12 protein-coding genes are annotated in these 21,090 nt (G+C 59.3%); 1 reads left to right on the plus strand and 11 read right to left on the minus strand.

Features of this window, described 5'->3' with window-relative positions; translation table 11 throughout:
* Positions 1–21 precede the first annotated feature (21 nt).
* The 7 genes from AAZQ98_RS13645 to AAZQ98_RS13675 all read right to left on the minus strand — a co-directional run bounded on the left by AAZQ98_RS13645 (position 22) and on the right by AAZQ98_RS13675 (position 16,432).
* The gene (locus AAZQ98_RS13645; RefSeq protein ID WP_434692976.1) at positions 22–3,768 is read right to left on the minus strand and encodes a hypothetical protein; all 3,747 of its coding nucleotides are present in this window, start codon (positions 3,766–3,768) and stop codon (positions 22–24) included.
* 155 nt (positions 3,769–3,923) lie between these two features.
* Entirely contained in the window at positions 3,924–5,114 is a 1,191-nt protein-coding gene (gene tuf / locus AAZQ98_RS13650) for an elongation factor Tu (RefSeq protein WP_434692979.1), read from the minus strand.
* 242 nt (positions 5,115–5,356) lie between these two features.
* The gene (fusA, locus tag AAZQ98_RS13655; RefSeq protein WP_434692982.1) at positions 5,357–7,471 is read right to left on the minus strand and encodes an elongation factor G; all 2,115 of its coding nucleotides are present in this window, start codon (positions 7,469–7,471) and stop codon (positions 5,357–5,359) included.
* Between the two features lie 69 nt (positions 7,472–7,540).
* Positions 7,541–8,011 carry a 30S ribosomal protein S7 gene (gene rpsG, locus AAZQ98_RS13660; RefSeq protein ID WP_096256908.1) on the minus strand — a complete coding sequence of 157 codons (471 nt, stop codon included), beginning with the start codon at positions 8,009–8,011 and terminating at the stop codon, positions 7,541–7,543.
* Complete coding sequence (rpsL, locus tag AAZQ98_RS13665) at positions 8,011–8,385, minus strand: 30S ribosomal protein S12 (protein ID WP_013349694.1); 375 nt, start codon at positions 8,383–8,385, stop codon at positions 8,011–8,013. The genes rpsG and rpsL overlap by 1 nt, the downstream gene beginning before the upstream one ends.
* 552 nt (positions 8,386–8,937) lie before the next feature.
* Entirely contained in the window at positions 8,938–12,828 is a 3,891-nt protein-coding gene (locus AAZQ98_RS13670; protein ID WP_105657668.1) for a DNA-directed RNA polymerase subunit beta', read from the minus strand.
* Positions 12,829–12,925: 97 nt separating this feature from the next.
* Positions 12,926–16,432 carry a DNA-directed RNA polymerase subunit beta gene (locus tag AAZQ98_RS13675; RefSeq protein WP_105657689.1) on the minus strand — a complete coding sequence of 1,169 codons (3,507 nt, stop codon included), beginning with the start codon at positions 16,430–16,432 and terminating at the stop codon, positions 12,926–12,928.
* Between the two features lie 614 nt (positions 16,433–17,046).
* Between AAZQ98_RS13675 and AAZQ98_RS13680 the strand changes: the two genes are divergently transcribed.
* Positions 17,047–17,544, plus strand: a complete 498-nt coding sequence (locus AAZQ98_RS13680) for an aminoacyl-tRNA deacylase (RefSeq protein ID WP_434692985.1) — start codon at positions 17,047–17,049, stop codon at positions 17,542–17,544.
* Here the strand turns inward: AAZQ98_RS13680 and AAZQ98_RS13685 are convergent.
* The 4 genes from AAZQ98_RS13685 to rplA all read right to left on the minus strand — a co-directional run bounded on the left by AAZQ98_RS13685 (position 17,498) and on the right by rplA (position 21,046).
* Complete coding sequence (locus AAZQ98_RS13685) at positions 17,498–18,667, minus strand: acyltransferase family protein (protein ID WP_434692988.1); 1,170 nt, start codon at positions 18,665–18,667, stop codon at positions 17,498–17,500. The genes AAZQ98_RS13680 and AAZQ98_RS13685 overlap by 47 nt on opposite strands.
* 147 nt (positions 18,668–18,814) lie before the next feature.
* Complete coding sequence (rplL, locus tag AAZQ98_RS13690; protein ID WP_133833621.1) at positions 18,815–19,189, minus strand: 50S ribosomal protein L7/L12; 375 nt, start codon at positions 19,187–19,189, stop codon at positions 18,815–18,817.
* Between the two features lie 73 nt (positions 19,190–19,262).
* The gene (rplJ, locus tag AAZQ98_RS13695) at positions 19,263–19,784 is read right to left on the minus strand and encodes a 50S ribosomal protein L10 (RefSeq protein ID WP_105657672.1); all 522 of its coding nucleotides are present in this window, start codon (positions 19,782–19,784) and stop codon (positions 19,263–19,265) included.
* A 557-nt stretch (positions 19,785–20,341) separates the two neighbouring features.
* On the minus strand, positions 20,342–21,046 hold the full coding sequence (gene rplA / locus AAZQ98_RS13700) for a 50S ribosomal protein L1 (protein ID WP_105661540.1): 705 nt from the start codon (positions 21,044–21,046) through the stop codon (positions 20,342–20,344).
* Between the last annotated feature and the right edge of the window lie 44 nt (positions 21,047–21,090).

Consider the following 21,090-nt stretch of genomic DNA (forward strand, 5'->3'; position numbering starts at 1 on the left):
TCCGCGCCCGTGATCTTGACCTCACACCTCGCGTGACCCGTCCTGCCCGGACGGCTCCTGCCCCGCGGGGATCGGTGGATCAACAGGGTTTTGCGGCCTCACGGGCAGCGAATTCTGCTTGTCGACCTTCACCAGCTTGAAGACCGCGGCCGCAATCAGCCCCAAGCCAATGACCACCAGCCAGAGGAATGCCAAATCGCGCAGGAACCACAAGACGGACAAGGTGATAGCCGCCGCACCCCACCAAATGAACAACCGCTCCCCCAGCTTCAAGCCCCAGGCCACCAATCCACCGAAGAAGACCAGGCCGATCGCCTGCGCAACACCATTGGATTGGACCAGTGCGGCGAGCAAGGCCAGGCTGCCGGCCACCGAGGCGGCCAGCAGGTATGCCCTCTCCAATCGCGCGTTGGCCCTGATATTGCGCCACGCGACCAGCACTACTGCAACAATGCAGGCGTAGGCCGCCAAGTTGCTGGCCCGCGGTGTGCCAAGGATCTGGGCATAGCTGCCCAGCGCCAGCACCGCGCCCAGGAGGATGAAGCCGTCCACCGCGTAGGGCACCAGCCGCCGTGGAAGTTCAAAGAGCCGCACCAGCACCGCAACGCCGAAGACCAGCAGCGCTCCGCCGGCCACCTGCCAAATCGCACCGCCATCCAGATGGGCGATGCCACCGGCCAGCAACAGGGACAGGAGCATTGCCGCGAAATACAAGCGCGAGGCGCTGCCGGGCGGATCGGCATGGAGGTAGCCGAATTCCGGATAGCCGGGAATTGGATCCTTCATTCGCCCATGGAAGATTGCCAGCAGGTACAGCGCGAGGCCCGCGCCAACCAGCGACCATGCGGCATCCATCGGTGCTAGCACCACTGCCCCACCGGCTTGCCGCACCTCGAAGACTGCACGCAAGATCGCGACGCACAGCATGATGGCGGCTCCAGCCGCGTACCAGGCGCTCTTTCGCGTGTGCACCAGCAGGATGAAGCCGAGGGCCAGCAGCAGGTGCGCACCCACTGCCCACCACGACCCCGCCTGCCACGCGGCGGCCCACGCCGCCGGAAGGAAGATGGCCAGGCCCAGGGCTATCGAGTACGACTTGTTGGCGCGCAACCGCCATTCAAGCACGAGTGCCGCCAGGCTCAGGGCCAGCAGCATGGCGCAAGCAATCTGGGAACTCCACCACGTAGAGCGGACCCATCCGGTCGCATCTTCCATGGCCAGTGCCGGAATGCTGATCAGCAGGATCAGTGCCAGGATCGGGGCAAATAGATAGAACTGTCGCTTGGCCACCGTCAAGCTGGTCTCGGCCTTGAACGCTGCCAGCCCGTGCAGCCCGAAGAACAAGCAGGCCAAGAGGATCGTTCCCCGATCCATGCCGCCCGCGAACTGCCCGTAGGCCAGCGTCGCCAGTGGAATGCCAGCCAGCAGTCCCACCGCCATCCAGCGCAATTCCCTGCGCAGAGCTTTGCCTTCGCGGATGCTGGCCAGCAAGCGGAGCAGCTGCGGGACGGCTATCGAAACCAGCAGCAGGCAGAACCGGCCGTGGATGTCGAATTCCATGCTGTAGGCAATCCACCACACCATGGAGCTGAAGAGCACTTGGGCCAACGCTGCATAGAGGATCTTCCACCGCGTATTGGTGCTGCGGCGCAAGCTCCAGATGAAATAGCCCAAGGTTGCCGCCCCGATGAGGATTGCCAGCGGCCAGATCTCCTTGCCGAAGCTGAGCGCATAAAGCCCCATCAGCAGGCAGGCCGCAGCGACGTTGATGGGCTGTTCCAGCTCGGGGCGCTGTGCAGGAATATCGCGGAGCCGCCAACCCGAGGCAATGACCAGGCCAACTGCGAGCACAAGGCCAGTGATGAACCACGCCAGCCCGCCGATGCCCAGGAACACCACGGTGCTTTCGCTGGCGTAGGAATAGTCGCCAGCGGTTGACAGCAGGCGCAGGCTGAAGAGCAGCACCACGCCAAGCAAAGCCGAAGCGCCCACCCGTCCCAGCCGGTGCCCCTGCACCATGCCGGAATCCAGCACGGCACGGCTCGCCAGATTCGCCGCCCACAAGATGAACAGCACGAAGAGCACCGCAATCAACGGGGCTGAGCCGTCAGGATTTCCGTAGTCCCCAGCCGTGAGCTCATCAAGCGCAGCACCGAGCACGCCTGCGCCAACCAGGGTAAGAACCCAGCGCGCATGGAGCGTCATTTCCTTGCGCAGGTTCCGGGCGTTGCGCTGAGCCAGCGAAAGCCCGAGCAGGGCCAGGGCGAATACCACCAGCGGGCGCCAACTGTGGTTCTGCATATCGACCAGCGCCACCAGGGGAAGAACCGCGATGACTCCCGTTTCCAGCTTGGCGCTGCGCAGCAAGCCGGGAATGCCCAGCGCCATGAAGATGGGAACCGCGATGTAGCAGAGCACGAAGGCCTCGAAGCCCTGCGCGGAGAGAAACGCGCCGATCACCGAAGCGACCGCTAAGCACCACAGCACCGCACGTTCACCTTGCAGGTGCCTGCGCGCCAATCCCAGCCTCTGCTGGTAGCCGGTGGAGCAGAGCAATACCGCTACCGCTTGGAGCCCGAAGGCGAAGGCGAGCACCAGCCAGCTGCTCGTTGCGGAGAAACCGAGGTAGCTGCAGCCGGCCACGAGCATCGCCATGAAAGCAGCGCGGGCGGCGTAGGTGCGCAGCAGCCGCAGGTTGGGCAACAGCCTGACGCTGAGCAGCAACTGGGCGGTGAGCAACGCGAAGATCCAGAACAGATCCCGGCTGTCGAGCATCTCCAAGAGGATCACCGACAGCGCAAAAACAAACGCAGGCAGCAGCTGCGCGGTGCCGTGCAGGGCCCGGAAGAAGATTGAGTGGCGGATCCTTTCGCTGCGTACCGCCAAGAGCATCAGCGCAATAGAGAGCACCAGCAGGATCAGCATGTAGTACAGGACGCCACGCTGCATCGCGGCCGCGCCGGCCATGGCGGTGCTGACCAGAATCAGCACGGCAACCCACGCCAGAATACGGGACTTGAACGTCAGTGTTGCGTAGCCCACAGCTAATGTGCCGATGGCTGAGAAAACCAGCCAGGTCGCCGGGCCGGATATATTCACCGTGCTGTAGGTAGCGATGGCGCACAGCGGCAATAAAGCCAGCCCGGTGCCGGCAAAGGCGGCTCCTGCCGGACGCAAGGACGGTTTCACTGCGAAGGTGACCAGGCCGCCGCCGTAGAAAGCGGCTGACAGCAGGAATAAGGCGATGAGCTTTGACAGCGGCGGGAGCGCGAAGCTCAGGAAGAGTGCGCCAGCGGCAACGATCATCAGGGCCGCGACGTACAGCGTGATGTTGATGTTGCGCAGTTCGCGCTCGCGTTTGGTGAGCACCTTGATTGGCTTAGCCGGTGCAGTGGGCTGGAGGGTGGCCGTGGGGAGCGGCGCGCGGTACGCGGGGGCAGCACCGGCCGCCGCTGGCTGGAGGTATGGCTGGCTGGAAGGCGCCATCGATGCGGCCGGCGCTGCATCTTTGCGGCTTGCAGGCTGCGCTTCGAGCGGCTGTGCGGGGACCCCCGGCGCTTGGGCAGCAGCCGGTGCCGAGGCACCCGGCGGCCCGGGTTGCCCCAGGTACTTCACTGCCTCGTCGTAGCCTTGCTGCCACGCTTCGCCCAGCGCATCAAGCTGCTGCTGGCTTTGCGATTTATCCCGACTCCCTTGGCGCCGGCCGAGGCCGAAAGCCAACAGGACCAAGATGATAGAAACGATGATCCAGCCCATCATTGATGCCACTCCCCCAACTTAGCGAATTGTCGCGCCCTCCAATTAGACCACCTTCTAGATATATTCACTAGCTGGGGCTCGTATTTAACGAAAAAAATCCCCCAGCACAAAAGTGCTGGGGGATTCTTTTCAGTTCACTAGGGAACTACCTCATCAAGTAGAGACTACTTGGTGATGGTGGTTACCTTGCCCGAACCAACGGTGCGGCCGCCTTCGCGAATTGCGAAGCCGAGGCCCTCTTCCATGGCGATTGGCTGGATCAGCTCAACCGACATTTCGGTGTTGTCGCCAGGCATAACCATTTCGGTGCCCTCTGGGAGGGTGATAACGCCGGTTACGTCGGTGGTGCGGAAGTAGAACTGCGGACGGTAGTTCGAGTAGAACGGGTTGTGACGTCCGCCTTCGTCCTTCGACAGGATGTAGACGTTAGCTTCGAAGTTGGTGTGCGGGGTGATCGAGCCTGGGGCTACGATAACCTGGCCACGCTCAACATCGTCGCGCTTCAGACCGCGAAGCAGCAGACCACAGTTCTCGCCAGCCCATGCTTCGTCGAGCTGCTTGTGGAACATCTCGATACCGGTAACGGTAGTCTTCTGGATTGGGCGGATGCCAACAATCTCAACTTCCGAGTTGATAGCCAGGGTGCCACGCTCGGCGCGACCGGTAACAACGGTACCGCGGCCGGTGATGGTGAAGACGTCTTCAATTGGCATCAGGAATGGCTTGTCGCGGTCGCGAACTGGGTCTGGAATGAAGCTGTCAGCTGCTTCCATCAGTTCCTCGATAGCTGCAACCCACTTTGCGTCGCCTTCCAGAGCCTTCAGGCCCGAAACGCGGATCACTGGAGCGTCATCGCCATCGAAGCCCTGCGAGGACAGAAGTTCGCGAACTTCCATCTCCACGAGCTCGAGCAGCTCTTCGTCATCAACCATGTCCGACTTGTTCAGTGCAACCATCAGGGTTGGAACACCAACCTGGCGGGCCAGCAGAACGTGCTCGCGGGTCTGAGCCATCGGGCCATCGGTAGCGGCAACAACGAGGATTGCGCCGTCCATCTGAGCAGCACCGGTGATCATGTTCTTGACATAGTCAGCGTGACCTGGAGCGTCTACGTGTGCGTAGTGGCGCTTCTCGGTCTGGTACTCGATGTGCGAGATGTTGATGGTAATACCGCGCTGGCGCTCTTCCGGTGCCGAGTCGATGTTAGCGAAGTCGCGCTGTTCGTTCAGGTCTGGGTACTTGTCAGCCAGAACCTTGGAGATTGCCGCGGTCAGAGTGGTCTTACCGTGGTCAACGTGACCGATGGTACCAATGTTGACGTGCGGCTTGTTGCGCTCGAACTTTGCCTTTGCCACAAGTTCCTCCTAGAAACATTTACAGAAGACATTCTTCGTCTGCGCGGTTCGCAAACGAACTAGAAATAGTCTACTGGGGGCTTGGATAATTTAGGAAATTCCGGTCCTCTGCGGGGCCTGCATTGTGATGCAAATCCCTCGTTGGCCGTTTGCGGTGCCGGCTCCGTTTTTCAACGGAACCGGCCCGCGATCGGCCACTTCCCCGCTAAGGGGGTCACGGCCAGGTTTTTATACCGAGACGATTACTCGCCGCGGGACTTCTGGATGATCTCGTCGGCAACTGCCTTCGGGACCTCAGAGTAGCTGTCGAAGGTCATCGAGTAAACTGCGCGACCCTGGGTCTTCGAACGCAGGTCACCAATGTAACCGAACATTTCCGACAGTGGCACACCAGCGCGGATGACCTTGACGCCAGCAGCGTCGGACATCTCGCTGATCGAACCACGACGGGAGTTCAGGTCGCCGATAACGTCGCCCATGTACTCTTCCGGGGTACGGACTTCAACAGCCATCAGCGGTTCAAGCAAAACAGGGTTAGCGCGGCGTGCGCCTTCCTTGAATACCTGCGAACCAGCGATCTTGAAGGCCATTTCCGAGGAGTCGACATCGTGGTAAGCACCATCGATGAGGGTAGCCTTGACACCGACCAGTGGGTAGCCTGCGAGGATACCGTACTGCATTGCGTCCTGGATACCAGCGTCAACGGATGGGATGTACTCACGAGGAACACGACCACCGGTCACGGCGTTCTTGAACTCGTAGGTGACGCCGTCGACAACTTCCAGAGGCTCGAACGAGACCTGGACCTTTGCGAACTGACCCGAACCACCGGTCTGCTTCTTGTGGGTGAAGTCAACCTTCTCCACAGCCTTCTTGATGGTTTCGCGGTATGCAACCTGTGGCTTGCCAACGTTTGCTTCCACACGGAATTCGCGCTTCATGCGGTCAACCAGAATGTCCAGGTGAAGCTCACCCATACCGCCAATGACGGTCTGGCCGGTGTCTTCGTTCAGGGACACGGTGAAGGTTGGATCTTCCGCCGACAACTTCTGGATAGCGGTCGACAGCTTTTCCTGGTCACCCTTGGTCTTTGGTTCGATGGCCACAGAGATCACTGGATCCGGGAAGCTCATCGACTCGAGAACGATTGGGTGGGCTGGATCACATAGGGTGTCACCGGTGGTGGTGGCCTTCAGGCCGATCACAGCGTAGATGTGACCTGCGTGGATCTCCTCTACCGGATTCTCCTTGTTGGAGTGCATCTGGAAGAGCTTGCCTACGCGTTCCTTCTTGCCCTTGGTGGAGTTCAGCAGCTGTGCGCCGGACTCTGCCTTGCCGGAGTAAACGCGGATGAAGTTCAACTGGCCGAAGAACGGGTGAGCGGCGATCTTGAACGCAAGTGCCGAGAACGGTGCGTCCTCCGAAGGCTCGCGGGTCAGCTCAACTTCTTCGTCCTTCGGATCGTGACCGATGGTGGCGCCAACGTCCAGTGGGTTCGGCAGGAAGTCGATGACTGCATCCAGCATTGGCTGAACGCCGCGATTCTTGAAGGCGGAACCACAGAATACTGGGTAAGCTTCCGAGTTCACGGTCAGCTTGCGGATGCCAGCCTTCAGTTCCTCGATCGAGATCTCTTCGCCTTCGAGGTACTTCTCCATGAGCTCTTCGGATGCCTCAGCGACATCTTCAACCAGCTTGGCGCGGTACTCTTCAGCACGCTCAACCAAGTCGGCAGGGATTTCGCGGGTTTCGTAAGCAGCGCCCATGGTGACGTCACCCTTGGAGTCGCCTTCCCAAACGAATGCCTTCATGGACAGCAGGTCAACGACACCGGTGAACTCGGACTCGGAGCCGATTGGCAGCTGCATAACCAGCGGCTTGGCACCAAGGCGCTGGATGATGGTATCTACGGTGAAGTAGAAGTCAGCGCCCAGCTTGTCCATCTTGTTGACGAAGCAGATACGTGGAACGTCGTACTTGTCAGCCTGGCGCCAAACGGTCTCGGACTGAGGCTCAACGCCTTCCTTGCCATCGAAGACGGCAACGGCGCCATCGAGCACGCGCAGCGAGCGCTCCACCTCAACGGTGAAGTCAACGTGGCCCGGGGTGTCGATGATGTTGATCTGGTTCTTGTTCCAGAAGCAGGTAACAGCAGCGGAGGTAATGGTGATACCGCGCTCTTTTTCCTGTTCCATCCAGTCGGTGGTCGAAGCACCGTCGTGGGTTTCACCGAGCTTGTGGTTCACACCCGTGTAGAAAAGGATGCGCTCAGTAGTAGTGGTCTTACCGGCATCGATGTGAGCCATGATGCCGATATTGCGGACCTTGTTAAGGTCAGTAAGCACGTCCTGTGCCACGTTGTCTCCCTATAAGGTGAGGCCGGAATTGCTGGGCATCGGTTGATGCCCAGCTTTTTCGAGCGGTTCTTACCAGCGGTAGTGTGCGAAGGCCTTGTTGGACTCGGCCATCTTGTGAGTGTCTTCGCGACGCTTCACAGCGGCACCCAGACCGTTCGATGCGTCCAGGATCTCGTTCATCAAACGCTCGATCATGGTCTTCTCGCGGCGAGCCTTCGAGTAGCCAACCAGCCAGCGCAGAGCCAGTGCGGTTGCACGGCCTGGCTTGACCTCAACAGGAACCTGGTAGGTAGCGCCACCGACACGGCGGGAACGAACCTCGAGGGCTGGACGGATGTTGTCCATAGCCTTCTTGAGGGTCGAAACAGCGTCGGCGCCGGACTTTGCTGCGGCACCTTCGAGTGCACCGTAAACAATGCGCTCTGCAGTGGACTTCTTGCCGTCTACGAGAACCTTGTTGATCAGCTGGGTGACCAATGGGGATTCGAAGACTGGATCAGAAACTAGTGGGCGCTTTGGCGCCGGACCCTTACGAGGCATTACTTACCATCCTTCTTTGCACCGTAGCGGGAACGAGCCTGCTTACGATCCTTCACACCCTGGGTATCCAGAGCACCACGAACAATCTTGTAGCGAACACCTGGAAGGTCCTTAACACGACCACCGCGAACGAGCACGATGGAGTGTTCCTGCAGGTTGTGTCCGACACCTGGAATGTAAGCGGTCACTTCGACACCACCGGCAAGGCGCACACGTGCGACCTTACGCAGAGCCGAGTTTGGCTTCTTCGGGGTGGTGGTGTACACACGGGTGCACACGCCACGGCGCATTGGGTTGCCCTTAAGGGCAGGGGCCTTGGTCTTGACGACCTTAGGCGAGCGGCCCTTGCGGACCAGCTGCTGAATAGTAGGCACTTTCGTGTCCTTCCATTGTCTAAGTTCTTCGGCAACACGACGAAAACGCCTAAGCCTAGAAAAGTTTTAGCGCTTCGCAATGTAGCTAGCTGCTTGCTTTACCGCGCACTCAGAATCAAAAGTCCCTAGGCGTGCGAAAGTGTGGCATTCGTTGCGCAACCTACCCGCAACCCGGACGGAGTCCATTTTGCCACACATAAAACAATTGATCTCAGTCTAGCATTAATCCACCGGGCCACCATGTACAGTAAGCTATCTCACCGACCAGGCCACTCTTGGCCCCCGCTGCCATCGAGACGGTTTGGGTAGTGACTACGCTATCGACCCCAGCTGAACGCCGCGGGACCGCCAGATGAAAAGCACCTGAATCCGCGGATGGCCGCTGCCGGCTTGCCAGCGGATCCGCTTCATGGCAAATACTAGTTCCTAAATCTCCCAGTGGATTCATCGACTACTATTTTCGCCCCGTGACGGTTAAACGCCCAATGCCTGCCCGCACAGTGTGCGGGCAGGCATTGGGTCAAACTACCTTACGGTGCCAGTGCTTCCGGTTTAGCGGAAGTCCGAGCCGTGGTCGTAGTCGTCCATCGAGATGGCACGGAATTCAGGCGACAGCCCGCCTTCCAGCGCATCGTCGTACAGGCCCGAAGAGAAGGCCGAGGTGCCGGTGAACAAAGTTGCCTTTGCTTCATCGGTTGGCTCGACGTTGACCTGGGTGTAGCGATCCAGACCGGTACCGGCCGGGATCAGCTTACCGATGATCACGTTTTCCTTCAGACCGCGCAGTGGATCTTCCTTGCCTTCCATCGCAGCCTGGGTCAGCACGCGAGTGGTTTCCTGGAAGGAAGCAGCCGACAGCCACGAATCGGTGGCCAGCGATGCCTTGGTGATGCCCATCAGCTCGTCACGGCCGGCAGCTGGACGCTGGCCTTCCGAAACAGCCTTGCGGTTCGCAGCGGTGAAGCGCGAACGATCGGCCAACTCGCCTGGCAGCAAGTCGGTCTCGCCGGACTCGATGACGGTGACGCGGCGCAGCATCTGGCGGACGATGACTTCCACGTGCTTATCGTGGATGCCTACACCCTGGGACTGGTACACATCCTGGACCTCGCGGACCAGGAACTTCTGTGCCTCACGTGGGCCGAGGACTCGAAGAACCTGCTTCGGATCCAAGGTACCGCTGGTGAGCTGGGTACCGGCAACGATGCTTTCGCCCTCTTCAACCAACAGGCGAGCACGGCGCAGAACCGGGTAGGCCTGCTTCTCGTCGCCGTTGTCTGGAGTAACTACAACACGCAGCTGCTTCTCGTCGTCTTCGATCGACACGCGACCGGCAACCTCGGACATCGGAGCCACACCCTTAGGGGTACGGGCTTCGAACAGTTCCTGGATACGAGGCAGACCCTGGGTGATATCGTCAGCCGACGCTACACCACCGGTGTGGAAGGTACGCATGGTCAGCTGGGTACCAGGCTCGCCGATGGACTGCGCGGCGATAATGCCAACAGCCTCGCCGATGTCCACGGTCTTGCCGCTGGCCAGCGAACGGCCGTAGCACAGAGCACAGGTTCCAACAGCCGAGTCGCAGGTCAGCACGGAGCGAACGCGGATTTCATCCACGCCTGCAGCGTACAGCTCGTCGATCAGCACGTCGCCGACATCCGAACCGGCGGTAGCCAGCACGGTGCCTTCAGCGTTCTTGACGTCGGTAGCCAGCGTACGGGTGTACGCCGAGTTCTCCACGGTCTCGTGCTTGACGCGGATGCCGGCAGAGTTATCTGCAATGGCAACGGTCAAGCCGCGCTTGGTGCCGCAGTCCTCTTCGCGAACGATAACATCCTGCGAAACGTCCACCAGACGACGGGTCAGGTAACCCGAGTTAGCGGTCTTCAGCGCGGTATCCGCCAGGCCCTTGCGGGCACCGTGGGTCGCGATGAAGTACTCCAGAACCGACAGGCCTTCACGGTAGGAAGACTTGATCGGGCGAGGAATAATTTCACCCTTAGGGTTGGACACCAGACCACGGATACCCGCGATCTGACGCAATTGCAGGTAGTTACCACGAGCCTTGGAAGTCACCATTCGGTTAATGGTGTTCAGCTCTTCCATGCCGTTCTTCATCGCCTCGGCAACCTCGTCGGTAGCCTTGGTCCAGATGTCGATCAGGTCCTGGCGGCGCTCGGTATCTGCAATCAGGCCCTTGTCGTAGGAAGCCTGGACCTTGGCGGCCTTTACCTCGTAAGGAGCCAAGATGGCTGCCTTATCCATGTTCGAGGTAATGTCCGAGATCGCCACGGTGACACCCGAGCGGGTCGACCAGTAGAAACCGGCGTCCTTCAGGTTATCCAGGGTAGCTGCGGCAATGATCTTCGGGTAGCGCTCTGCCAGATCGTTGACGATCTCCGAGAGCGCATCCTTGCCCGCTACGGTGGCTACCCATGGGTAGTCCGCAGGCAGGGTGTCGTTGAACAGCACCTGGCCAAGCGAGGTATCCAGCAATGCCGGGGTACCTGGCTCCCAGCCCTCAGGGGCTGGCTGGTCTGCGGAAGGAACGAAGTTCTCCACGCGGACCTTGATCGGTGCGTTCAGGTGCAGTTCGCCCAGATCCTTGGCCATGATGGCCTCGGATACGGTAGCGAACACGCGGCCGGCGCCCTTTTCGGTTGCACGCTTGGTGGTCAAGTGGTGCAAGCCGATGATCATATCCTGCGAAGGCTGTGCCACTGGGCGGCCATCGGAAGGCTTCAAGATGTTGTGCGAGGACAGCATCAAGATACGGGCTTCAGCCTGTGCTTCTGGGCTCAGCGGCAGGTGGACTGCCATCTGGTCACCGTCGAAGTCAGCGTTGAACGCGCCGCAAACCAATGGGTGCAGCTGCAGGGCCTTGCCTTCGATCAGCTGTGGTTCGAAGGCCTGGATACCCAAGCGGTGCAGGGTAGGTGCACGGTTGAGCAGTACCGGGTGCTCGGTGATGATCTCTTCGAGAACATCCCAAACCTGCGGGCGGTAACGCTCGACCATGCGCTTAGCCGACTTGATGTTCTGTGCGTGGTTGAGGTCTACCAGGCGCTTCATCACGAAAGGCTTGAACAGCTCCAGGGCCATCTGCTTTGGCAGACCGCACTGGTGCAGCTTCAGCTGCGGGCCGACAACGATGACCGAACGGCCCGAGTAGTCAACGCGCTTGCCCAGCAGGTTCTGGCGGAAACGACCCTGCTTGCCCTTGAGCATGTCGCTCAGGGACTTCAGCGGGCGGTTGCCTGGACCGGTCACCGGACGGCCACGACGGCCGTTATCGAACAGCGAGTCAACAGCTTCCTGCATCATGCGCTTTTCGTTGTTCACGATGATCTCTGGCGCACCGAGATCAAGCAGGCGCTTGAGGCGGTTGTTGCGGTTGATCACGCGGCGGTACAGGTCGTTCAGATCCGAGGTAGCGAAACGGCCACCGTCGAGCTGGACCATCGGGCGCAGTTCTGGCGGGATCACCGGAACGGCGTCAAGGACCATGCCCTTAGGCGAGTTGCCGTTGACGAGGAACGCGTTGACGACCTTCAGGCGCTTGAGCGCACGAGCCTTCTTCTGGCCCTTGCCGTTTTCGATGATGGTCTTCAGCTCTTCAGCTTCAGCCGCCAGATCGAAGTTCTCAAGGCGCTTCTGGATAGCTTCTGCACCCATGGAGCCTTCGAAGAACAGTCCGTACTTCTCACGCATGGTGCGGTACAGGCCTTCGTCGCCCTCGAGGTCGGCGACCTTCAGGTTCTTGAAGCGCTCCCAGACCGCACGCAGGCGCTCGGCCTCGGCCTTGGCGCGCTTGTCGATCTGCAGAACAGTCTTCTCGGCCAAGGTGCGGGCCTTGTTCAGCTCGGCATTCTTGGCGCCGTCAGCTTCCATGCGCTCCAGCTCGGCTTCCAGGTCGGCTGCAACAGCCTTCTTGTCAGCTTCCGAGTTGTTCGCAAGGTTGCGCAGTTCCAGGTCGTGCTGGGCCTGCAGGTTAGGCATTTCGGCGTGGCGGCGTGCTTCGTCGACACCGGTGATCATGTAGGCAGCGAAGTAGATGACCTTTTCGAGGTCCTTCGGAGCCAGATCGAGCAGGTAGCCCAAGCGCGATGGAACGCCCTTGAAGTACCAGATGTGGGTCACAGGAGCTGCCAGCTCGATGTGGCCCATGCGCTCACGGCGTACGTTCGCGCGGGTCACCTCGACGCCGCAACGCTCGCAGATGATGCCCTTGAAGCGCACGCGCTTGTACTTGCCGCAGTAGCATTCCCAGTCGCGGGAAGGGCCGAAGATCTTTTCGCAGAAAAGACCGTCCTTCTCCGGCTTCAGGGTGCGGTAGTTAATGGTTTCCGGCTTCTTGACCTCGCCGTAGCTCCATCCACGGATTTCATCCGCGGTGGCAAGGTTGATTCGCATGAGGCCGAATGAGGAATCGCTGGACATATGGTCCTTTTCTCTCTTCTGTGGTGTCTGAAGTCGATACGAATGAGGGTGGGAATTTGCCGCCGCTGCCTGCAGGTCCTGCAGGCAGGGCGCCAGATTACACTTCCTCTACGGAGTTCGGCTCCGACCGTGAAAGGTCGATGCCCAGCTCTTCAGCGGCGCGGAACGATTCCTCGTCCGACTCACGCATTTCGATAGTGTTGCCGTCGGTACCGAGTACCTCGACGTTCAAGCACAGCGACTGCATTTCCTTGATGAGCACCTTGAACGATTCTGGAACACCAGGCTCTGGAACGTTCTCGCCCTTGACGATAGCTTCGTAGACCTTCACGCGGCCGTGGATATCATCCGACTTGATGGTCAGGATTTCCTGCAGCGTGTAAGCGGCACCGTATGCTTCCAGTGCCCAAACTTCCATCTCGCCGAAGCGCTGGCCACCGAACTGGGCCTTACCGCCCAGTGGCTGCTGGGTGATCATGGAGTATGGACCGGTGGAACGGGCGTGGATCTTGTCGTCCACCAGGTGGTGGAGCTTCAAGATGTACATGTAGCCCACGGAAACCGGATCCGGCAGCGGGTCGCCGGAGCGGCCGTCGAACAGCTTCGCCTTGCCGGAGTTGCCAATCAGGCGCACACCGTCACGGGTCTTGCTGGTCGAATCCAGGATGCCGCGGATTTCCTCTTCGGAAGCGCCATCGAAGACCGGGGTTGCCACGGTGGTGGAACCGGACTCGCGTGGCAGGTTCGGCAGATCGCGGACCCATTCAGGCTCGCCTTCGATCTTCCAGCCCTGCTTGGCAGCCCAGCCCAGGTGGATTTCCATAACCTGGCCGACGTTCATGCGGCCTGGCACACCCAGCGGGTTCAGGATGACATCCAGCGGGGTGCCGTCTTCCAGGAATGGCATGTCCTCCAGCGGCATGATGCGCGAGATGACACCCTTGTTACCGTGGCGACCTGCGAGCTTGTCGCCGATCGAGATCTTGCGCTTCTGGGCAACGTAGACGCGGACCAGCTGGTTGACACCAGGGGAAAGGTCATCGTCGTTGTCGCGGTCGAAGATGCGAACACCAATGACGGTGCCGGACTCGCCGTGCGGAACCTTCAGCGAGGTGTCGCGCACTTCGCGCGACTTCTCACCGAAGATGGCACGCAGCAGGCGCTCTTCCGGGGTCAGCTCGGTCTCGCCCTTAGGGGTGACACGGCCTACCAGCACGTCGCCGGCCTCGACCTCGGCACCGATGTAGACGATGCCGCGGTCATCGAGCTGGGAGAGGATGTCTTCCGAGACATTCGGGATGTCGCGGGTGATTTCCTCGGCACCGAGCTTGGTGTCGCGAGCGTCGACTTCGTGCTCTTCGATGTGAATCGAGGTGAGCACGTCGTCGAAGATCATGCGCTGGGAGAGGATGATCGCATCCTCGTAGTTGTAGCCTTCCCAGGACATGAATGCCACGAGCAGGTTCTTGCCCAGCGAGAGCTCGCCGGAGTCGGTCGAAGGACCGTCAGCGATGATCGACTGGTACTCCAGGCGGTCGCCTTCGGACACGCGAACGCGCTGGTTGTAGGCGTTGCCCTGGTTCGAGCGGGCGAACTTCATGATCGGGTACATCGACTCGGTGCCGTCATCGTTCATGACGACAACCAGGTCAGCAGATACCTCGGTGACCACGCCTGGCTTGGCGGCGACAACGGAGTCGCCGGCGTCAACCGCGGCGAACTTCTCCATGCCGGTACCCACCAGCGGACGCTCGGACTTCAGCAGCGGCACAGCCTGGCGCTGCATGTTGGCGCCCATCAGTGCGCGGTTGGCGTCGTCGTGCTCGAGGAATGGAATCAGCGCGGTTGCCACCGAAACCATCTGGCGCGGCGAAACGTCCATGAAGGTCACTTCAGCGGAGTCGACGATAACAGGCTCGCCGCCACCGCCCTTTTCGCGAACCAGAACGGTCTCTTCAACGAAGCGGCCGTTCTCATCCAGTGGCGCGTTGGCCTGTGCGATGTAGTGCTGCAGCTCGTCATCGGCGGTCAGGTAGTCGACCTCGTTGGACACGACGCCATTGGCGACGCGGCGGTACGGGGTTTCGATGAAGCCGAAGGAGTTGATGCGTCCGTAGGTAGCCAACGAACCGATCAGGCCGATGTTCGGGCCTTCCGGGGTTTCAATTGGGCACATGCGTCCGTAGTGGGACGGGTGGACGTCTCGTACTTCCATGCCTGCGCGGTCACGGGACAGGCCGCCTGGGCCCAGAGCCGACAAGCGGCGCTTGTGGGTCAGGCCGGCCAGCGGGTTGTTCTGGTCCATGAACTGCGAAAGCTGCGAGGTTCCGAAGAACTCCTTGATGGCAGCCACGACAGGGCGGATGTTGATCAGGGTCTGCGGGGTGATCGCCTCGACGTCCTGGGTGGTCATGCGCTCGCGCACAACACGCTCCATGCGGGACAGGCCGGTGCGGACCTGGTTCTCGATCAGTTCGCCCACTGCGCGGATGCGGCGGTTGCCGAAGTGGTCGATGTCGTCGACGTTGACAGGAACGTCAACGATCTCGCCCTTGCGGGTGCCCTGAACAGTCTTCTCGCCAGCGTGCAGCGCAACGAGGTAGCGGATCATCGCTACCAGGTCGTCCAGCGAGAGCACCGAAGCGTTCTCGGCGTTGACCGGAGTCTCCACGCCCAGCTTGCGGTTGATCTTGTAGCGGCCAACCTTTGCCAGGTCGTAGCGCTTGGGCTCGAAGTACATGTTCTTCAGCAGTGCCTGGGCGGCCTCAACCGTAGGAGGCTCGCCTGGACGCAGCTTGCGGTAGATGTCCAGCAAGGCTTCGTTCTGATCCTTGATGCTGTCCTTTTCCAAGGTTGCGCGCATCGAATCGTACTGGCCGAACTCGGACAGGATCTGCTCTTCGCTCCAGCCAAGGGCCTTGAGCAAAACGGTGACCGACTGCTTGCGCTTGCGATCAAGGCGTACGCCGATCTGGTCGCGCTTGTCGATTTCCAGCTCGAACCATGCACCACGCGATGGGATGATACGTGCCGAGAAGATCGTCTTGTCACTGGTCTTGTCCGGCGTGGACTCGAAGTACGCACCTGGGGAGCGAACCAGCTGGGACACAACGACACGCTCGGTGCCGTTGATGATGAAGGTGCCCTTTTCGCTCATCAGCGGGAAATCGCCCATGAACACGGTCTGCTGCTTGATTTCGCCGGTTTCATTGTTCATGAATTCGGCCTTGACATACAGCGGTGCCGCGTAGGTGGCGTCGCGGTCCTTGCACTCTGCGATCGAGTACTTAGGATCAGCGAACTCCGGATCCGAGAAGCTCAAGGACATGGTGTCCTGGAAGTCCTCGATTGGGGAGATTTCCTCGAAGATTTCTGCCAGGCCCGAGGTGTTGGGCACGCTGAAGTCACCAGCGGCTTCTGCCTTGGCCAGGCGCTCTACCCAGTTCTGGTTGCCGACGAGGCGGTCAAAGCTCTCGGTCTGCAATGCCAGCAGGTTAGGCACTTCAAGGGGTTCGTGAATCTTTGCAAAAGAAAGTCGGCCAGCGTATGCAGCATCGCGAGCCGAACTAGCGGTTTGGTTGTTAGGGTTGCTCGAGGCGACCAAGATGGATCCTTCCAAAGACCGTCAGGTTTCCGAACGCTTACCGTGCTAAGGTTCCTGCCATAGGACAGTTCCTCTTTTTTCGTCCGCACGAACCCACCGCTATATGAAGGCCGCGCGCGCAAACAGCAAGGCGCAAATTTCTACTCTACCGGAGGAAAATCCGGTTGTCGATACTCGGTGCAGAAATTCGTGCTATAGTTTTCGCCCCCACTTTGGCGCGGGCTGCCACTCAGGTTTCCAAGCACCGCGCCAGCGCGCAACCCGGTCGTACCGCGTACCGAAAAGTGCGTGCATTTTCCCAACTGATTCCCTTGTTTTCGCGGATTCTTGCGAATTGCCAAAGGTCTCGGCCCGCTGAACGCAGTCTCCGGATTCCGGGCATCAGGCAACGTTATGCTTTCTGTCACATTCTCCTCAGCGGGCATCAGAAACCCCAATTTTTCTCCGTTCCAGCCGCATGGCGAACGTTCTTGGAGATTTTTTCCGGAATATCCGGGAGGCTGGAAGCTACGCGCTCCCCCAGCAGATATAAGCCTTTGCGACCTCGTGTGTCCGGTGGCTTCTTCTTTCGCCACTAGCTATGATCGAGCAAACATCCACGGTTAGGAGACGAAGTGAATAAGCTGCAGTCAGATGAAGCACTGACCCGAGTTACCCTGGACGCCTCGCGCCGGAACATCCCGATCGAGATTGTGCCGCGCGACAAGGTCCGCTCGCTGGAAGAGGCTGCGGACGCCTTGGGAATCTCGGCCTCGGCCTTGCTCAAGACGCTGGTTATCAAACGCGCAGACGGCACCTTCGTCTTCGCGCTGATCCCGGGCGGGCGGCAACTTGACTGGGCGAAGCTGCGCGGAGTCATGGGCGTCAATAAGCTCTCCCTGCCATCTTCAGATATCGCTTGGGATGTCACGCACTACGAGAGCGGAACCATTACACCTTTCGGCTCGCACACGGTACTGCCTGTCTACATCGATGCCAGCGTCTTCGAAGAGCCCGTATCGGAACAGATAGGACTGGGCAGCGGGGACCGAGCCCATGGACTGCTGGTTCGCGCCAAGGATTTGGTTAGCGGATTTGATGCCACGATTGCTGATATTTCGATTCCGGAATAACCAGCCCTGGCTTAGCCAATGCCTTCTTGGCCCAGGCCTGCGACTTGGTCAATCCCTTGATCGTCGCGTTGCGCAGCGGCAGACCCAGCGGCTGCTCGACGAAGCGTGCCACAAGGTAGGCGATTCCTAGCATCAGCACCAGCAAACCGGCCAGCAGCACGTACTTGTTCACGAAACCGTGCAGCTGGTTGATCAGCCACCAACCCCACAACTGGTGCACCAGGTACAGCGGGTAAGTCAATGAACCGGCCACAGCCAGCCATTTGCCCTGGACGTTCTTGAGCGGAGTCAGGGTGCACACCGCCAGCAGAACTACGCACAGGACGGTCAGCAGCTGGAAATGCCAGGCCGGGATATCCATCCCGGAGAGCAAGTCCGCGTCACTGCGCCCCTTGATGCCGGTGAAAAATGCGGCGATGGCAGTATTGCCTGCGACCATGGACCACCGCAGAATGCTGTGGCCGCTTTGATAGATCAAGAAGAGCACCATGCCGGCTGCGAACAGGGCCGCATACTGCCCGGCAATCCATTCCTGCAGCTTGTCCAAGCTCGTGAAATGCAGATACAGGCCCAGAGCGGGCCAAATGGCAGAGAGCATGAGGATGTGCTTGTTCTTCACGAAGCCCATGGACAAGAGCACTGCGAGCAACACGTAAAAACGCAACTCGACCCATAGCGTCCAATAGACACCGTCCATATCGGTGACACCGAATCCAGCCTGCATCATGCTCAGGTTGGGCAGAATATCACTGGCCGAGCGTCCCTCGTTGCCGGAGGGCCAGATCCCAAGCGAGAGTACTGTTGCTGCGAGTACCGCGAGCCAGTAGGCCGGGTAGAGACGGCCCACACGCGAGCCGATGAAACCAATGACGTGCTTTCCCTGGAGGGACATCAGGATAACGAAGCCCGAGATGAGGAAGAATAGCTGCACACCCAGCTGTCCGTAGCGGGTGAATTCGGAGAGTACTGGCCAGAACTCTGCCGCCTGCCTCCCCCAGTGATCATGTCCCCATGCGGTGTAGTGGTACAGGACGACAATTAGCGCAGCTGTAATCCTCAATGCGTCTAGGAGCCCTAGCCGCGGTGCTGGTTTCTGGTTCTGGGTAGCTACGGTTTTTGACACATTTTCACTGTAAACAATGAACTTGAATAAACGCTGTTAATAGAAACGTTATAAAACAATTGCTATGGACTTCCCAGCTTAACGACCAAAGGCCCACAGACTTTCGTCTGTGGACCTTTGGCAATAAGTTGCGAGTGACCGCTGTACTTACTTAACGGTGACGGTAGCGCCGGCAGCTTCCAGAGCTTCCTTAGCCTTCTCGGCAGCGTCCTTTGCAACACCCTCAAGCAGAGCCTTTGGAGCAGCGTCAACGAGCTCCTTAGCTTCCTTCAGGCCCAGGGAAGTCAGTGCACGAACTTCCTTGATAACTGCGATCTTCTTGTCGCCAGCCGACTCGAGGACTACGTCGAATTCGGTCTTCTCTTCAGCAGCAGCTTCGCCGCCTGCAGCTGGACCAGCAACTGCAACAGCAGCAGCGGTTACGTCGAAGGTCTCTTCGAATTCCTTAACGAACTCGGACAGTTCGATGATGGTCATTTCCTTGAATGCGGAAAGCAGCTCTTCGTTGCTGAGCTTCGCCATGGTGGGCGTCCTTTCGGTTTTTGGCCTTGAGGGCCGATGAATTTGGGTTTACGTTGCGAGAGAACTCGAAAGCTTAGGCTTCTGCCGGAGCTTCCTCGGCAGCTTCGCCACCGTTCTCGTCGAGCTTTGCACGCAGAGCTTCGACAGCGCGGGCAGCAGCGGAAGCTGGAGCCAGCAGCACTGCTGCAACGCGGGCGAGCTGAGTTTCGCGGGATTCCAGCGCAGCCAAAGCAGCGATGCCGCTCTGGTCCAGTGCCTTACCTTCGAACCAACCGGTCTTGATGACCAGCTTTTCGTTAGTCTTGGCGAATTCCGTGAGGCTCTTAGCGGCAGCAACTGCATCGCCCTTAATGAAGGCGATTGCGGTTGGACCAGAAAGCTGTTCATCGAAAGCATCGATGCCAGCGTTCTTCGCTGCGATTGCGGTCAAGGTGTTCTTTACGACTGCGTACTTGGTCTCCTGACCAAGCGAGCGGCGCAGATCCTTGAGCTGTGCAACGGTAAGCCCACGGTATTCGGTCAAGACAGCCGCCGACGAATCATTGAATTCCGCGGTGATTTCTTCAATCGCTGCAGTCTTGCTTGGGGTTGCCATAACACTCCTTCCGGGGATTTGTTCGGTACCGTTTCAAAACCGGCGAGGCCATAAAAATAGCCCCGCGCAGGAGCACAGGGCGTTTCAACTTATTCAAAGTCAAAAAATCTATGTAACCTGCGTTGGTCATCCTTGCGGATCTTTAGGAGCAGTTGGAAACCAAATGCTCGACCGACGGTCTTCGGTATTTCTAGTTTATAGGAGCACTCCAGCCCACAGCAAATCGAAGCCGGAGCCAATCTCATGATCCTGGTCACTAGGGGAATTAAATTAGAATGGCGGGACTCATTTACCAACGCTTGGGGAACGCTAGTAGTAAGTCCCGCCGATACAAAAGTTTTGGGGAAACTTTCATATCTCATCCGCGTAGGGCCTTGGGGGATCCATACGCGGATGACCGAGATACTCGGTAGTCAAAGCTTATCATCGGCTACCGGCTGGTACGAAACATGAATACGCTTGCCAGGAGCCGTGGCCATCGCGCAGATTCCTCGTTTAAAAAGGAAGGGAGCATGCCGATTATCGGCATGCTCCCCCAAGCTAGTTAGCTACTAGACTTAGGCCTCAACGCGGGTTACGTTCGCGTCAACAGGAATACCTGGACCGAAGGTGGTAGCGATGGTTGCCTTCGAGATGTAGCGACCCTTCGAAGCCGAAGGCTTCAGGCGCATAACCTCTTCCAGAGCTGCTGCGTAGTTCTCGGTCAGCTGCTTTGCGTCGAACGAAACCTTGCCAATGATGAAGTGCAGGTTCGAGTGCTTGTCGACGCGGAAGTCGATCTTGCCGCCCTTGATGTCGGTTACAGCCTTGGCCACATCCATGGTCACGGTGCCGGTCTTAGGGTTTGGCATCAGGTTACGAGGACCCAGTACCTTACCCAAGCGGCCAACCTTGCCCATCAGGTCAGGGGTTGCAACTGCTGCGTCGAAGTCGGTCCAGCCGCCCTGGATCTTTTCGATCAGGTCGTCCGAGCCAACGAAGTCGGCGCCAGCTTCGCGAGCTGCTTCTGCCTTGTCACCGTTAGCGAAAACAACCACGCGGGCGGTCTTGCCGGTGCCGTGTGGAAGGTTTACGGTACCGCGAACCATCTGGTCAGCCTTACGTGGGTCAACACCCAGGCGGAAAGCAACCTCAACGGTCGAGTTGGTCTTATCGCCTGCGGTCTCCTTAGCCAGGGCAATTGCCTCGGCTGGAGCGTAGACGTTGTTGTCGGCATCGATCTTAGCCGCGGCGGCTACGTATGCTTTGCTGCGCTTTGCCATCTGCGTTTTCTCCTTATGCAGTCGTGGTCATATGGACCGCGCGG

Source organism: Glutamicibacter sp. Je.9.36 (genome assembly GCF_051129975.1).
Taxonomy (GTDB): domain Bacteria; phylum Actinomycetota; class Actinomycetes; order Actinomycetales; family Micrococcaceae; genus Glutamicibacter.